This window comes from Mycobacterium sp. UNC410CL29Cvi84 (assembly GCF_000686745.1).
Classification (GTDB): Bacteria; Actinomycetota; Actinomycetes; order Mycobacteriales; family Mycobacteriaceae; genus Mycobacterium; species Mycobacterium mucogenicum_B.
The window spans coordinates 36,408-51,003 of sequence record NZ_JMLM01000008.1; the positions used below are offsets into that span (position 1 = coordinate 36,408).

Below are 14,596 nucleotides of genomic sequence, written 5' to 3' on the forward strand. Positions count from 1 at the left end.
GGCAGTCGGTCCGGTGTTGCCTCCAGCGGTGCCGTCATGCTGCCGTCCCCCGGTCCAACAGGTCGGACAGCCGGCTCACCAGCTCGACCGGGGGCTGCCAGCTGAACACACCGCACGGGTGACCGTCGACGACGGGCGTCGCCGCGCCGCACATGCCCCGGACGAACAGATAGGCCACGCCGCCCAGATGCCGGGCCGGCTCGTAGTCGGGTAATCGCCACCGCAGGAACCGATGCAGCACAACCGAATACAGCAACGCCTGCAACGGGTAGTCGGAATGCATCATGGCCTCGGCTAGCCGGGGCGCCGTGTAGTCCGCGGCGGTGTTCTCTGTGCCGAAGTCGCCCAGCCGGTTGGTCTTGTAGTCCACCACCACGTACTTGTGTCCGCTTTCATCTGGGATGCGCAGCACCGCGTCGATGGAACCCGACAGGTAGCCGTGCAACCGCTGGTGCCCGAGCGGTTCGGCCTGCAGCCGCGCGCCGTAGGCCGACAACGGATCCGAGGCCGGCAGCAGCTCGCTCACCAGTAAGCCGACATCGCCGAGCCGGATGTCCCGCGCGGCGTCGGCCCGGTCCTGGCCGCCGCCCAGCGGCATCTCGAAATCCAGTTCCCGCAACCGGTCTCGCAGCCCGATCTGCCGCAACGTCAGGCCCGGCGCCAACGGGCCGAGCGGCGTGTCGTGCATCGGCACCAGGGCCGACGCCAGTTCCGCCGTGGGCACCTCGACGTTCCACAAACCCGCCTGCTCATCGATGCGGGCCGCCAGTTCGGCCGTCAGATCTCCGGACAGCGGGTCGGCGCGTTCCAGCACGGCATGCACCAACGAGCCGAAGGCGGCGCCGGCGGGCAGGTGTGCCATCGGTGACGGCAGGTCGCCGGCCAATGGCGGCGGCGCCTCGGGGACGACGTCGGCCGACTCGTCGTCGCGCAGCGCGGTGTCCGGCTCGCTGGTCACCGCCTGCCCGTCGTCGTGCACGACGCGTACCAGCGCCGAGTATGACGTCCGCCGCCAATGGGTGTCGATGCTGCGGTGGAAGTGCCGTACGTCCAGGTCCACCGGGGCCTCCGGCGCCGGCGGAGCCATCGGCGCGACGGGCTCGGCCGCCTCGACCACCGGACCGCCCGCGTGCTCCCACGCGGTGAAGCACGCCATCGCGTCGTCGTCGGAAAGTGTCTGCGGGACAACGCAGTCCGGTACCGCGGTGGCACCGGGCCGACGGCCCCGCAGCAGCCGCGACAGGCCACCGTTCTGTTCGTCCCGCGACGGCGCCCACCACGCCACCACCTGTGACTGGGCCCGGGTGAGCGCGACGTACGTCAGCCGGACGTTGTCGCCGGCGATCTCGGCCAGGCCCGCCTGCTCGGCCGCGGCCCGATCCGTGGCGCCGGCACCACCCACGTGCAGGCACCGCGTGCCGTCGGCGTCGTGGAACCGCAGCACCGTGTCGGCCTTGACGAACCGGTTGAAACCGAACGGCAGATACACCACGGGGAACTGCAGCCCCTTGCTGCGCCACACCGTCATGATCTGCACCGCCGCGGCGTCGCTGTCCAGCCGGCGGTTGCGTTCGGCCGGGCCGCCGCGGTCCTTGATCTGCCGTCGCAGCCAATCCCGCAGGGCGGGCAGGTGATGACGCTCGCGATGGGCGGTTTCGTGCAGGAGCTGGCTGACGTGCGCCAGGTCGGTCATGTGGCGTTCGCCGCCGCGGTGTCCGAGTACCCGCTCGGGCAGGCCCAGCGACACCGCCGCCTCGAACACCGCCGCGATGCCCCGGTCCCGGGCCAGGCCGGCCCACTGCCGGATGGTGGTGGTGATCTGGTCGGTCAGCTCGTCGCCGCCGGCGGCCAGATCGGCCGCGCGGTGACCGAAGAACATGGTGGTCGCGGCGGCCCGCACCACGCCACTGCGGTTGGGGGTGTCGAAGGCATCGAGCAGTCGCAGCCACTCCGCCGCCGCGGTCGAGGCGAACACGTCGGTGTCGCCCGAGTACACCACCGGAATGCCCAAGTTCAGCAACGCATCTCGGCACGGGACGGCGTCCAGGCCGCTGTCGACGATCACCGCGATGTCGCCGGCGGTGAGCGGCCGGCCGTCGAACTGCGCGCCGCTGGCCAGCAGCACGGAGATGTCGGCGGCGAGATCCTTGGCGATATACGGCCGCAACGCCCCGATCGGGACCATGCGGCGCTGCGGCGTCCCGAACTCCGTACGCGCGACGACCCGCAGCCGGAACGGGTCGTTGCGTGGCGCTCCCGTGAGCCGGTGGCGGTCGGTACGCGCCTCGACGGGGTGCACGACGATGTCGTCGTCGCCGAGCGCCGCGCCCTTGAGCACGGTCTGCAGCCGGTCCACCAGAACCTTGTCGCTGCGCCAGTTCTCGGCCAGTGTCAGCCGCTGGTCGGCACTGCGCGCGGCATCCAGGTAGGTGACGATGTCGCCGCCGCGGAACGCGTAGATGGCCTGCTTCGGGTCGCCGATCAGCACGACGGCGCTGTGCCCGACGAAGGCCCGCGAGATCACCTGCCACTGCACCGGATCGGTGTCCTGGAACTCGTCGACCATGACGATCGGCCAGCGCCGCCGCATCCGGTCGCGGGCCGGCGCGTCGGGCTCCTCCAGAGCGGCGGCGAGCCGGCTCAGCAGGTCGTCGAAGCTCAGCACCCCCAGCCGGCGCTTGCGGCGTTCGAGTTCCTCGAGCACCGCCAGCGCGAACGACAGGCGTTGCGCCGTAACGCTGTCGGGATCGGCGGTCTCGGGCCGCAACTGCGCGCCCGGATCGCCGACAACCCGTTTGGCCAGATCGAGCGCATCGTTGAAGCTCAGCGCGGGCTCGTCGCGCTGGTCACCGTAGGTCGTCAGGTACAGGTCCGAGACGATCTCGCCCACCAGATCGTCGAGGCTCTCCACCAGCTGGGCGCCCGAATCGGTGTCGCCGGCGATGCCGAGCGAACGCAGCACCAGCCCGCAGAACTCGTGCGTGGTAGCGATGGTCGCGGCGTCGAAATCCGACAGCGCGTCACGCAGGCGGGCGCGGCGCAGCACCAGTTCGTCGGGCGGCGCGGCCGCGAGGTGACGGATCAGGTCGTCGTCATCCTCCGACGGGTCGTCCAGCGCGGCAACGGTCTTCACCAACTGCGCCCGCACCCGTTCGCGCAGTTCCCGGGTGGCCGCCCGGCTGAAGGTGATCAGCAGCATCTGGTCCAGGGTCGCCGCGCCCTCGGCGATGTACCGCGTCACCAGGCCGGCGAGGGCATAGGTCTTGCCGGTGCCGGCGCTGGCCTCCAGCACCGTCGTCGTCTTCGGTTCCGGCAGCGGGCCGAGCAGATCGAACGCGTCCATCAGATCCGCCGTTCCGCGTCGAGCAGCGGCTGCCACAACCGGGACGCGTAGGCGCCGAGGCGCGTGGTCTCGCCGCGGACGGCAACATCGTCGGGCCGCGGCGGGTCGAGCAACACGTGCAATGGCGCGCCCGGCCCCCAGACCTCCACATATTCGGCGCCGTCCTTCTCGAACCGCCATTCCGACTCGGCGCCCCGCTCCGGCACCGGGTCGTCGAACAGGCGCGCCCGCGCCCATTCCAGCGACGTCTTCAAGGGCAGGGGCAGTGGTTCGCGGCGGCCCGCGTCGTAGATCGCGACGAGGTCCCGCAGCACCGAAAGTGGTTGCTCCGGAGGGCGATATCCCATGGCCTCCACGCCGCTCCGCCGGCCGCGCCCGATGCAGTACGCCTCCCACTCGCGCTCCGGTGCACCCGCCGCCAGCGCCACCAGGGTGACCCAGGCCTGCAGCCGATGCTTGGCGCCCAGCTTCGAATAGGTGACCGTGACGGTGCGGTCCTGCCAGAGCGGCGCGACGGTGCCGGTGAGTCTGCGGCCCTGACCGAGGTCGACGTCGATGTCCAGCGCGCTCGCCTCGCCCCGCTGCAGCGATCGGGCCGCGGTCGCCAGTTCGAGTGCCTCACCGCGGATTTCGTTGGCCTGACGCCAGCCGAGCCGGCCCGGCGGCAGCGTGCCGCGCCGCCACTCCGCGCCGATGACGAAGTCCGGATCCCGGCCGATCTTCAGGTCGTCGAGCATACGTTCCCCGACCGCCCACTTGCCGAGGCCGTCGATGGCGACCGGGATGGCATCGGACAATTCGTCGGCGTCCCACGGCAGTGTGTAGTCCAGCGCCCGGAAGAACCCCTTCACCGGGTTCGCGAAGAACCTCAGCAGTTCGGCGAGTTCGACATCACCGCACGGCGATTCATCCAGCGGACCGTCGATGAGCCGCGGCTTCGGCCGGCGCTCGCCGAGGACGGCCCTCGCCCCGCGCAGCGCCGCCGGGTCGTAGGTGAACGGTCGGTCGGGCACCAGCCGATCACGCGCGACGGTGCGGATGTCGAAGGGCTGCAACGGGTGGTCGCACACGATGCGGTCCCGGACAGGCTCGGTCGTGGTCCGGTCCAGCGCGTCGAGCAGCTCCTGCACCGGAACTGCGGGTGGCCGGTGCTCACCGGAGTGTTCGTCGGTGCCGGTGTAGGTGATGACCAACGTGTCGGTGGCCGAGCAGATGGCATCGAGCAGCAACTGCCGGTCCTCCGAACGGATGTCGCGTTCACCGGTGAGCGGGCGACGGGCCAGGACGTCGTCACCGTCGGCGATGTTGGTGCGCGGGAAGACGCCGTCATCGAGCCCGACCAGGCACACCACCCGATGCGGCACCGAGCGCATCGGGACCATGGTGCACACCGTCAGCGTGCCGGTGCGGAAGTTGGCGCGCGTCGGGCGGCCGGCCAGCTGCCGGCGCAGCAGGGACCGGACATCGGGCAACCGCAGCGTCGTGCCGGACCGAGAACCCGCGTGGGTCAACACTTTCGCCAGTTCGCGGTCGAGTTGCGCCTGCTGCCACTGCTCGTCGGGGCCGACGCGCGTGAGCTGCGCGATGCCGTCGCGCAGGATCTCGACCCAGCTGTCCAGCGGTTGCGCGCCGGTGAGCCGGTCGACGACACCGCACAGCCGCTGCACGTATTCCGCCAATCGGCCGGCCAATTCCACGCGGTTCGAGTCGACGTCGTCGAGCGGCAACGCGGTGCCCAGCCAGCCCTGCGAATCGTCGGACATCGCGGCGCCGACGAGCAGCCGGTCGACCCCGAACTGCCAGGTGTTCTGCGGGTACCGCTGCAGCGCGTACGGGGTGCGGTGCCCCGCGTCGAAACCCCACCGAATGCCCGCTGCGCCAACCCATTCGGTGAGGTCCACGAGGTCGTCGTCGCCCCACGCGAAGCGCCGGCGCACCGGCTCGCTGTGCGCCAGGCTCAGCACCGCACTGGCGGTGGCCCGGCCGTCGGCGATGTCGAGCAGCTCGGCCAGCACCCCGAGCAGGGGATTGGTCTGGGTCAGCGCACGGTCGGCCAACCGGACCCGCAGGCTCTGGGCCGGGTGACCGAGGTCGGCATGCTCGCCCGCCCCGAACGCCGCGGTGATCAGTGGTGCGTAAGTCTCGATGTCGGGGCACATCACCAGGATGTCGCGCGGCTGCAGGGTCTCGTCGTCGTCGAGCAGGCCCAGCAGCACATCACGCAGCACATCGATCTGCCGGGCCGCACCGTGACAGCGATGGATCTGCACGGACCGGTCGTCCTTCGCGAGCTGCCGCTGCGGGCCGGGCCGTACCTCGTCGGCCGAGATGTCGGACTGCAGCCGGCCCAGCAGCGTGTCCGCGAATCCGGTGCGGGGGTGGAACTGATCGGACTGTGCGGTGGGCAGGCCGCGTTGCAGCTCCCGTAGATCGCGGCCGAGGGTCTGCAGCAGCGGGTGGCCCACCCGCAACCGGCTGGTGTCCTGGCGCCGGAGCTCCTGGCCGCGCAGATCGGACAGCGCCTGCCACAACGGGTCGCTGGGATGCGGCAGCCACAGGTGCAGATCGTGGTGGGTGGCCAATGCTCCGAGCAGTTCGAGATCTGCCGCCGGCAACCGGGTGTGCCCGAACAGGGACAGCCGCGGCGGTAGTTCCGATGGTGAATCGATCAGCCGGGCAATGGTTTTCGCTTGCCGTATCGGAGGTGGATCGGCGGCGATGCGCTCCGCGGTCGCCCGCCACAGGTGCGGCTGCCACAGCAGATCGTCGTCCAGCCGGCCGCCCGCGCCGTCGGAGCTGCCGCCCGCCAGCCAGTCGGTGAGCATCGCCGGCCGGGCTTTGGCGTAGGTGTCGAACAGGCCCGCCAGCCGCCGGGCCACCGCGTAGCGACGACCCTGCCGCAGCTGGGTCTCCTCGGGATTGCCCAGTTCGGTGTAGCCGAGGTGCGCGGCGAGGGTGCCCGCCCAGGGCTGGGCGACGCCCAGATCGTCGAGCACTTCCAGCAGCGGCCACACCAGGGCGTCGGGCTCCCACGGGTTGTCGTCCGCCGTGCCGGTGATCTCGGCGAGAAGCGATGTGGGGGAGCGGAATTCGATGCCCGCGCACACACCGTCGCTCGCCGTGCCGCGGCCGAGCGCATGTGACAGCTGCTGGCTGAGCCAGCGCTCCATGCCGCGGGCGGACACCAGGACCAGCTCGGCCGCGAACGGATCCGCCGGCGGTTCGGCGAGCAGCGCACCCAGCCCGGCGGCCAGCGCGCCGGTGTCTTCGGCTCGGTGCAGATGTAGCGCCATCGGACCACCCTAGGTCGGCGTACCGACAGCCTTGTCGATGTGTGGCGTTACCCGCCGAACTCGGCGGCCAGGCCGTCGATGCCGGCCTGGATCGCGGCCAGTCCACCGGCGCGGGCCTTGAGCTTGCTGGCCAGGTGATGCTGGGTGTGAAGCGTCGCGGCGAATCCCGCGGCCACCTCCTGGGCGCGACTCAGCACGTGCTCCTGGTCGACGATCTCGTCCACCCAGCCGGCCGCCCGCGCTTCCTCGCCGGTGAACGTCGCGGCCAGACCGACCGCCCGCTGGAAGGCCGAATTGGTCAGGCGCAGCCGGAGGATTTCGATGCACGACTGCGGCACCGTCATGCCGATGGCCACCTCGTTGGCCTGGCACCGCATCGTGGGCGAGCCGACCCGATGGTCACCCGAGCACAGCAGGAACGAGCCGCCCGCGATCGCGTGTCCGGTCGCGGCGACCACCACGGGGACCGGGAAGCGCAGCAGCCGGAGGTTGAGTTCGATGCCGCCGCGCAGCATGGCGAACCCGGCCGCCGCATCTCCCGAACCGAAGATGGCGAGGTCGAACCCGGCACTGAGGACCCGGTTGTTGCCGGCGATGACGACGGCCTTCACGCCGTCGGACTGCTCGGCCTGGTCCAGCGCGGCGTTGATGTTCTCCTGCATCGTCGGGCTCAGGACGTTGACCTTGCCGTCGTCCAGCGTGATCGTGGCAACCGCATCGGTCACGGCGTAGGTGACGGTGCTCATCGGCTCTCCCTCGGTCGGTTCCCGGGCCGGGAACGGGTGTGAGCCGATGCTAGACGTGCCGTCGGTGGCGTCCTGTCAGTGGACGGCGTTGCGGTGCCGCCCCTTCGGGCCGTCGTCGAACCACTGGATTTCCAGCTCGGTGGTCTCGTCGGCCGCGCGGCTGCGCCACCGGTCCTGCGTCTCCCGGACCGCCCGGTTCATGCGGTCGATCTCGGCGCGGAAGACGTCGGGCTGCGTCTCCTTCGAGGCGTAGTGGAAGTACGTCAGCACGCTGCGCAGCAGCTCGAGCTTCTGCTTCTCGCGCTTGGCGAGGTCGTGCGTCGTCATCAGTTCCAGCCGCTGCACCGGCTGCAGCGCGGCCCAGTCGAGCACCGCCTTCGACTCGAACTCGCGGGGCTTGCGCCCGAACCGCGACTTCTTGCCGGCCGCCGGGGCGGGCATGTCGTAGTAGGTGAGCGTCCCCTCGAACCGCGACCGGATGGACCCACCCAGCTCCTCACGGCTGATCGCCGAGTCCCAGATGGTTCGCCACTCCTGCCCCGGAGCCAGGATCGAGAGTTCGCTGGGCAGTCGCAGCTCGGTGACATCGAGCTCGCCGTCGTGGTCGGAATCCTCATAGATGGCGACCGTCGGGTGATTCGTGAACTCGAACGAGATGTTGTGCGCCGCGGTCTGCCCGAAGTTGCGGACCACCAGCTCGATCAGATGCCAGTCCGACGCGTGCGGCTCCATGAACATGGTCACCTGCGGGCGCACCTGATCCTGCTTGAGCTGGCGATTCTTCGACAGCTGACGGTTCACCGCGATCAGTACGACGACGCCGAACGCCAGTGCGGCCCACGCCGCGATGGCCAGCCAGCTGCCTGATCCCAGGCCTGTCAGGTCGTCCCAGCGTTGAGATATCCAGTCCACCGCGCCATCCAGTCGTCAAGTCTCATCGGTTTTATCCGACACTGAGACTAATATTCGCTGGTTGACTTGTACAACGGAGAGCGAAAGGTAGCTACGCCGCTAGCCGCCCATGAGCATGCGCCACTGGTCCAGGTCGCGCGCCCGGTAGACGTAATTGGTGCGACGGACGTCGTCGAGCGGCGCGCTGGGTTCGGCCGAATACCAGTGCCCCGGGAAGACCGTCGGATCGCCGGGCAGGGCGGCCAGCGCCTGCAGGCTGCGGAACATGTCGTCGACGTTCCCGCCCGGGAAATCGGTGCGGCCGCAGCCCTCCAGGAACAGCGTGTCGCCGGCCACCAACCGGCCGTCGAGCAGGAAGCACTGGCTGCCGGGGGTGTGTCCGGGGGTGTGCAGCAGCTCGATCGGCACGGCCCCGACCTGCACGACGTCGCCGTGCTGGTGGGACGTCAGCTCCGACGGCGCGATGCCGGTGACCCGGGACACCCAGTCCGCCTCGTGGGCGTTGACGTGCACCGGCACGCTGACCCGCTCCAGCAGCTCGGCCAGGCCTTTGAGCTCGAAGCCCATCATCGAGCCGCCGACGTGATCGGGGTGGTGGTGGGTGACGAGCACGCCCGACAGGTGCATGCCGTCGCCCTCGAGGACGTCGACCAGATCGCCCGCGGCGTAGGCCGGGTCGACCACCACGCAGTCGCCGGTCTCCCGGTCGCCGATGAGGTAGGCGAAGTTGCGCATCTGCGCCGCGATGGGATCGGTCGCCGCGAAGTCGCGGCCGGCGAGCAACTGGCGGAAATACAGGCGGTCATCAGGCATGCCGACAGCCTAGGAGGGTGGCCTCGGCGTTGACTCTGCGACCAGGTGCCGACCTACTCGGCCTTGTGCGCCCAGGATGCAGTGTCAACCGTGGTGTGGTCGCCGTTTGTGTTGAGTCTGTAACCACGCGCCGACCTACTCGGCCTTTTGCGCCCAGGACGCAGGGTGAACGGGGTTTGGGGGAACAACCGGGCCGACCGGGGCCCACGGCAGCCTCCGAACGGGCTGAAATAGCGTGGTTGAGCTGCCGTTTTGGCAGGTGAAACTGCGAGACGGTAACCTCTTTAAGGCCCACGGGGCAGACGGTCGTAACCGACAGTTCGAAACCGAGGGTCAGGCCCCCTTAGCTCAGTCGGCAGAGCGTTTCCATGGTAAGGAAAAGGTCAACGGTTCGATTCCGTTAGGGGGCTCGGTGGACATATGGCGAGCGGAGCGACGGAAGTAATAATCCGCCGCTGCGCCGCCTGTGTCTGTCGGGGCGGTGTAGCTCAGCTGGTTAGAGCGCACGACTCATAATCGTGAGGTCGGGAGATCGAGCCTCCCCACCGCTACCAGCACAACAGAGATTCGAAGCGAAAGAGGCGAAGACGTGGCGTCGAGTACCGACGTACGGCCGAAGATCACCTTGGCCTGCGAGGTGTGCAAGCACCGTAACTACATCACCAAGAAGAACCGTCGCAACGACCCGGATCGTCTTGAGATCAAGAAGTTCTGCCCGAACTGCGGTACGCACCAGCCGCACAAAGAGTCGCGTTAGCCACTCACCGTGGGTCTGGCGGACATTGTCGGTTTCCACTACCGGCATCCCGAGAGCTATGAGGTCGGGCGCGAGAAGATCCGTGAGCACGCGATTGCCGTTCAGAACGTCGACGCGTCCTTTCACACGGAGTCGGCCGCGGCCGAGCTCGGTCACGACGCGCTGCTGGCACCGCTGACGTTCATCAGCATCTTCGGTTACCAGGCGCAGCTCGCGATGTTCGGCGCCGCTGGCATCTCCGTCTCGGACGCCCAGATTGTCCATGTGGATCAGTCGCTGAAGTTTCTGCAACCCATCAAGGCCGGCGACACGCTGTACTGCGACGTGTACGTCGACTCCTTCCGGCGGGCGCACGGCACCGACATTGTCGTGAACAAGAACATCATCACGAACGACCGTGGTGAGGTCGTGCAGGTGGCCTACACGACCTTGGCTGGTCGCTCGGGTGACGAGGACGGACAGGGAGGATTCTCAGATGGCACTTCGTGAGTTCAGTTCGGTAAAGGTCGGCGACGAGCTGCCCGAGACGACCATCAAGCTGACCCGTCAGGACCTGGTCAACTACGCCGGTGTCTCCGGCGATCTGAACCCCATCCACTGGGACGACGAGATCGCCAAGCAGGTCGGTCTGGACACCGCCATCGCCCACGGCATGCTGACCATGGGTCTCGGCGGCGGCTTCATCACCAACTGGGTCGGTGACCCGGGTGCCGTCACTGAGTACAACGTCCGCTTCACCTCGGTGGTCCCGGTTCCCAACGACGGCATCGGCGCCGAGCTGGTCTTCACCGGCCGCGTGAAGTCGGTCGACGAGGAATCCAAGTCGGTCACCATCGCGCTTTCTGCCACCACCGGCGGCAAGAAGATCTTCGGCCGCGCCGTCGCAACCGCGAAGTTGGCGTAGTCATGCCCTTGAACCCCGACATCCTCGGGATGGTCCACAAGTACCCCCAGGTGTTCACCGTGGGGCGCGAGCAGGTCCGGCAGTACGCCAAGGCCGTCAAGTCGGATCACCCCGTTTCGATGGACGAAGCCGCCGCGGCCGAGTTGGGCCACGACGCCCTGGTCGCGGGCCCGACGTTCGTGTCGATCGTCGCGCTGCTGGTCCAGCAGGACTTCTTCCGTGTCGTCGATGTCGGCATGGAGACCATGCAGATCATCCAGGTCGACCAGAAATTCGTGTACCACCGCCCGATCAAGGTCGGTGACCGGTTGCACGCGACCGTCGAGATCGTCTCCGTCGAGCACCGGTTCGGCGCCGACATCGTGATGACCCGCAACACCCTCACCGATGACGACGGTGGCGTCATCATGGAGGCCTTCACCACGCTGATGGGTCACGAGGGCGACAACTCGGTGTCGGTGCGCTACGACCGCGAAACGGGCCAGGTTTTGCGCTCGGCCGCCGGAGCGGATTAGTAACTCAGACTGGGGCCGTTGTACACTCGGTCCTCGGGGATCCACCCTTTTCAGCGCGCTGTCCGTCGGTTACACATCGACCGATCGGGGAGCGCGCGAATTGTGTGAGGACCCAACCGGACGTGCCGACCGTGTCGGTGCTGAAGGGGCGTAGCTCAATTGGCAGAGCAGCGGTCTCCAAAACCGCAGGTTGCAGGTTCAAGTCCTGTCGCCCCTGCTCAACTGAATACCGATGTGGACACTGGAACTGTGACCACCTGGAACAGACGAAAGGCATGCGGTGAGCGACGAGCGCGATAGTGCCGGCTCCGCAGGCGCCGGTACTGATGCGGGCACCGACGCGGGCGAAAGCGAGTCGCAGGGCCAGACCGCAGTTGTGACGCGCCCCGCGCGTCCGACCGGAAAGCGGGCCCGGCGGGCCGTCGAGGTCGACGAGTCCGAATCGGACGTCGAGACCGGCGATACGGACTCCGACGCCGAGGACAGCGCGGCCGACGCCGGCAAGAAGTCCAAGCCGAAGAAGGCTGAAAAGTCCAAGAAGACGGGCCCCACTCGGAACCCGTTCGTGTTCGTCTGGAACTACCTCAAGCAGGTCGTCGCCGAGCTGCGCAAGGTCATCTGGCCGAACCGCAAGCAGATGGTCGCCTACACGACCGTCGTGCTGGTGTTCCTGGTCTTCATGGTGGCGCTGATCGGTGGGGTCGATTTCGGTCTCGCCAAGCTCGTCATGTGGGTGTTCGGCTGACGCCGAGCGCCCGCCGGGACGAGCTCAAGAACGTAAGAGAGGACTGACTACCGTGACTTTCGATGGCGAGACACCTTCGGACGAGTCCGACGTGACCGCCGAGGCAGTCGAGTCGGTGGAGACCTTCGAAGAAGCTGCCGAGACCGTGGACGCTTCCGATTCTTCGGACAACGACACTGCCGACGCCGCTGACGCACCCGAGGCGACCGACGTGGTCGTCGACGAGACCGTGGAAGCCGCCGCCGAGGAGCCCGAGGACGAGGATCCCGCGGTCGCGCTGAAGAAGCAGCTGCGCCGTCAGGCAGGCGAGTGGTACGTCATCCACTCGTACGCCGGTTACGAGAACAAGGTGAAGGCCAACCTCGAGACCCGCGTGCAGAACCTGGACGTCGGCGACTACATCTTCCAGGTCGAGGTACCGACCGAAGAGGTCACCGAGATCAAGAACGGCCAGCGCAAGCAGGTCAACCGCAAGGTCCTGCCGGGCTACATCCTGGTCCGCATGGACCTGAACGACGAGTCGTGGGGCGCCGTGCGCAACACCCCGGGTGTGACCGGGTTCGTCGGCGCGACCTCGAAGCCGTCGGCGCTGTCGCTCGACGACGTCGTGAAGTTCCTGCTGCCGCAGGGCGCCGCGAAGAAGCCCGCCAAGGCGACCGCGGCCGCCGCCGCGTCGGGTGCCGACAGCGAAGCCACCCTGGCGCGTCCGGAAATCCTGGTCGACTTCGAGGTCGGCGAGTCGGTCACCGTCATGGACGGCCCGTTCGCCACGCTGCCCGCGTCGATCAGCGAGGTCAACGCCGAACAGCAGAAGCTCAAGGTGCTGGTGTCCATCTTCGGACGCGAGACACCGGTCGAATTGACCTTCACGCAGGTCAGCAAGATTTAATCGCGAGCCTCGGCTCTCGGTTAGCAGGAACGTAGTCGCGCCGCGACTACCTAGAAAGGAACACCACACCAATGGCCCCGAAGAAGAAGAAGGTCGTCGGGCTGATCAAGCTTCAGATCCAGGCCGGCGCGGCCAACCCCGCCCCGCCCGTGGGTCCGGCGCTCGGCCAGCACGGCGTCAACATCATGGAGTTCTGCAAGGCGTACAACGCCGCGACAGAAAGCCAGCGCGGAAACGTCATCCCCGTCGAGATCAGCGTCTACGAGGACCGTACGTTCACGTTCGTCCTGAAGACCCCGCCGGCCGCCCGGCTGCTGCTCAAGGCTGCGGGTATCCAGAAGGGTTCGTCCGAGCCGCACAAGACCAAGGTCGCCAAGATCAGCTGGGACCAGGTCCGCGAGATCGCCGAGACCAAGAAGGAAGATCTCAACGCGAACGACATCGACGCCGCTGCCAAGATCATCGCCGGCACCGCGCGCTCGATGGGCATCACCGTCGAGTAGTTCGACCCGTACACGTCGAATACTCGACCTAAGCAATACGTGGAAGAGCCCGCTTCGGCTCGCTAACCACAACCTCTGAACTGGAGATTCACATGAGCAAGAACAGCAAGGCATACCGCGAAGCTGCCGAGAAGGTGGACCGCGACAACCTGTACACCCCGCTCCAGGCCGTCAAGCTGGCCAAGGAGACGTCCTCGAAGAAGCAGGATGCGACCGTCGAGGTTGCGATCCGGCTGGGTGTCGATCCTCGTAAGGCAGACCAGATGGTGCGTGGCACCGTCAACCTGCCGCACGGCACCGGTAAGACCGCCCGCGTAGTGGTGTTCGCGGTTGGTGAGAAGGCCGAGGCCGCTGCGGCCGCCGGCGCCGATGCCGTCGGTAGCGATGACCTGATCGAGCGTATCCAGGGTGGGTGGACCGACTTCGACGCCGCGATCGCGACGCCGGACCAGATGGCCAAGGTCGGTAAGATCGCCCGCGTCCTCGGCCCGCGTGGTCTGATGCCGAACCCGAAGACCGGCACGGTCACCCCTGACGTGGCCAAGGCCGTGTCCGACATCAAGGGCGGCAAGATCAACTTCCGCGTCGACAAGCAGGCCAACCTGCACCTGATCATCGGCAAGGCGTCGTTCGACGAGGTCAAGCTGGCTGAGAACTACGGTGCCGCGCTGGACGAGGTGCTGCGTGCCAAGCCGTCGTCGTCGAAGGGCCGTTACCTGAAGAAGGTCACCGTCTCGACGACCACCGGCCCGGGCATCCCGGTCGACCCGGCCGTCACCCGGAACTTCACCGAAGAGGCCTAGGCCGAATCCGCTTTCACAACGGACCCCCGCACGACTTCGGTCGTGCGGGGGTCCGTTTGTCTCAGACGTACCAGTGGATGGTGTGCAGGCCGCGGTACACGCGCCCGAAGAACTGCGTGTGCCGTCGGCGGAAGGTGTCGATGGCCGATGACGGCACACCGACGCCGGCGGCCGCCCGCAGCACGATCTGATCCCGAACTCCCATGTGCGCCTTCTCGATCAGCCGGATCACCGCATCCGCGGTGAAGTGGATACGGTCCACTGCGCGCCAGAGCCCGGGAAGCGGGGCCGGGCGTTGTTGCATCCAGCCGGTGATGCGTTGGCGAAAGACCGGTTGGGGCATGGAGATTCCGTTCTGTTCAGTCGGTTGCGG

Annotated in this window: 14 protein-coding genes and 3 tRNA genes; 11 read left to right on the forward strand and 6 right to left on the reverse strand. The window is 67.9% G+C overall.

Annotation, left to right across the window (positions count from 1 at the left end):
* Positions 1 to 34: 34 nt before the first annotated feature.
* From BR47_RS0112230 to BR47_RS0112250, 5 genes are all read right to left on the reverse strand, one after another.
* Complete coding sequence (locus BR47_RS0112230) at positions 35 to 3,343, reverse strand: UvrD-helicase domain-containing protein (protein ID WP_029119693.1); 3,309 nt, start codon at positions 3,341 to 3,343, stop codon at positions 35 to 37.
* A complete protein-coding gene (gene recC, locus BR47_RS0112235) occupies positions 3,343 to 6,636 on the reverse strand; it encodes an exodeoxyribonuclease V subunit gamma (RefSeq protein ID WP_029119694.1) in 3,294 nt (1,097 codons plus the stop codon). Before recC ends, BR47_RS0112230 begins: the two co-directional genes overlap by 1 nt.
* Before the next feature lie 47 nt (positions 6,637 to 6,683).
* Positions 6,684 to 7,382 (reverse strand): crotonase/enoyl-CoA hydratase family protein, encoded by a 699-nt coding sequence (locus tag BR47_RS0112240; RefSeq protein ID WP_020101314.1) that lies wholly within the window; start codon positions 7,380 to 7,382, stop codon positions 6,684 to 6,686.
* A 75-nt stretch (positions 7,383 to 7,457) separates the two neighbouring features.
* Positions 7,458 to 8,294 (reverse strand): DUF8453 domain-containing protein, encoded by an 837-nt coding sequence (locus BR47_RS0112245; protein ID WP_020101315.1) that lies wholly within the window; start codon positions 8,292 to 8,294, stop codon positions 7,458 to 7,460.
* Positions 8,295 to 8,393: 99 nt separating this feature from the next.
* A complete protein-coding gene (locus BR47_RS0112250) occupies positions 8,394 to 9,107 on the reverse strand; it encodes an MBL fold metallo-hydrolase (RefSeq protein WP_020101316.1) in 714 nt (237 codons plus the stop codon).
* A gap of 337 nt (positions 9,108 to 9,444) precedes the next feature.
* On the opposite strand from BR47_RS0112250, the gene BR47_RS0112255 reads away from it, so the two are divergent.
* The 11 genes from BR47_RS0112255 to rplA all read left to right on the forward strand — a co-directional run bounded on the left by BR47_RS0112255 (position 9,445) and on the right by rplA (position 14,223).
* Positions 9,445 to 9,517, forward strand: a tRNA-Thr gene (locus BR47_RS0112255).
* A gap of 67 nt (positions 9,518 to 9,584) precedes the next feature.
* Positions 9,585 to 9,661: transfer RNA gene (locus BR47_RS0112260), tRNA-Met, on the forward strand.
* A 35-nt stretch (positions 9,662 to 9,696) separates the two neighbouring features.
* Positions 9,697 to 9,864, forward strand: coding sequence for a 50S ribosomal protein L33 (gene rpmG, locus BR47_RS0112265; protein ID WP_003881823.1), 168 nt, complete (start codon positions 9,697 to 9,699; stop codon positions 9,862 to 9,864).
* Between the two features lie 9 nt (positions 9,865 to 9,873).
* On the forward strand, positions 9,874 to 10,353 hold the full coding sequence (gene hadA, locus BR47_RS0112270) for a (3R)-hydroxyacyl-ACP dehydratase subunit HadA (RefSeq protein WP_020101317.1): 480 nt from the start codon (positions 9,874 to 9,876) through the stop codon (positions 10,351 to 10,353).
* The gene (hadB, locus tag BR47_RS0112275; RefSeq protein ID WP_020101318.1) at positions 10,340 to 10,768 is read left to right on the forward strand and encodes a (3R)-hydroxyacyl-ACP dehydratase subunit HadB; all 429 of its coding nucleotides are present in this window, start codon (positions 10,340 to 10,342) and stop codon (positions 10,766 to 10,768) included. The genes hadA and hadB overlap by 14 nt, the downstream gene beginning before the upstream one ends.
* 2 nt (positions 10,769 to 10,770) lie before the next feature.
* A complete protein-coding gene (gene hadC, locus BR47_RS0112280) occupies positions 10,771 to 11,283 on the forward strand; it encodes a (3R)-hydroxyacyl-ACP dehydratase subunit HadC (protein WP_020101319.1) in 513 nt (170 codons plus the stop codon).
* A 144-nt stretch (positions 11,284 to 11,427) separates the two neighbouring features.
* Positions 11,428 to 11,500 (forward strand) — tRNA-Trp (locus tag BR47_RS0112285).
* A gap of 63 nt (positions 11,501 to 11,563) precedes the next feature.
* Entirely contained in the window at positions 11,564 to 12,028 is a 465-nt protein-coding gene (gene secE, locus BR47_RS0112290; RefSeq protein ID WP_029119695.1) for a preprotein translocase subunit SecE, read from the forward strand.
* A 145-nt stretch (positions 12,029 to 12,173) separates the two neighbouring features.
* On the forward strand, positions 12,174 to 12,917 hold the full coding sequence (gene nusG, locus BR47_RS0112295) for a transcription termination/antitermination protein NusG (protein WP_502685704.1): 744 nt from the start codon (positions 12,174 to 12,176) through the stop codon (positions 12,915 to 12,917).
* Between the two features lie 71 nt (positions 12,918 to 12,988).
* Positions 12,989 to 13,420 (forward strand): 50S ribosomal protein L11, encoded by a 432-nt coding sequence (gene rplK / locus BR47_RS0112300; RefSeq protein ID WP_020101322.1) that lies wholly within the window; start codon positions 12,989 to 12,991, stop codon positions 13,418 to 13,420.
* A 92-nt stretch (positions 13,421 to 13,512) separates the two neighbouring features.
* Complete coding sequence (gene rplA, locus BR47_RS0112305; RefSeq protein ID WP_020101323.1) at positions 13,513 to 14,223, forward strand: 50S ribosomal protein L1; 711 nt, start codon at positions 13,513 to 13,515, stop codon at positions 14,221 to 14,223.
* A 61-nt stretch (positions 14,224 to 14,284) separates the two neighbouring features.
* Here rplA and BR47_RS0112310 read toward each other — a convergent pair whose 3' ends face one another.
* On the reverse strand, positions 14,285 to 14,566 hold the full coding sequence (locus BR47_RS0112310) for a hypothetical protein (protein ID WP_138158528.1): 282 nt from the start codon (positions 14,564 to 14,566) through the stop codon (positions 14,285 to 14,287).
* Positions 14,567 to 14,596 lie beyond the last annotated feature (30 nt).

Bases quoted from the DNA above. Each gene is read 5' to 3' on its own strand.
- BR47_RS0112230 (WP_029119693.1), bottom strand. From the start codon at position 3,343: ATGGACGCGTTCGATCTGCTCGGCCCGCTGCCGGAACCGAAGACGACG.
- recC (WP_029119694.1), bottom strand. From the start codon at position 6,636: ATGGCGCTACATCTGCACCGAGCCGAAGACACCGGCGCGCTGGCCGCC.
- BR47_RS0112240 (WP_020101314.1), bottom strand. From the start codon at position 7,382: ATGAGCACCGTCACCTACGCCGTGACCGATGCGGTTGCCACGATCACG.
- BR47_RS0112250 (WP_020101316.1), bottom strand. From the start codon at position 9,107: ATGCCTGATGACCGCCTGTATTTCCGCCAGTTGCTCGCCGGCCGCGAC.
- hadB (WP_020101318.1), top strand. From the start codon at position 10,340: ATGGCACTTCGTGAGTTCAGTTCGGTAAAGGTCGGCGACGAGCTGCCC.
- hadC (WP_020101319.1), top strand. From the start codon at position 10,771: ATGCCCTTGAACCCCGACATCCTCGGGATGGTCCACAAGTACCCCCAG.
- rplK (WP_020101322.1), top strand. From the start codon at position 12,989: ATGGCCCCGAAGAAGAAGAAGGTCGTCGGGCTGATCAAGCTTCAGATC.
- rplA (WP_020101323.1), top strand. From the start codon at position 13,513: ATGAGCAAGAACAGCAAGGCATACCGCGAAGCTGCCGAGAAGGTGGAC.
- BR47_RS0112310 (WP_138158528.1), bottom strand. From the start codon at position 14,566: ATGCCCCAACCGGTCTTTCGCCAACGCATCACCGGCTGGATGCAACAA.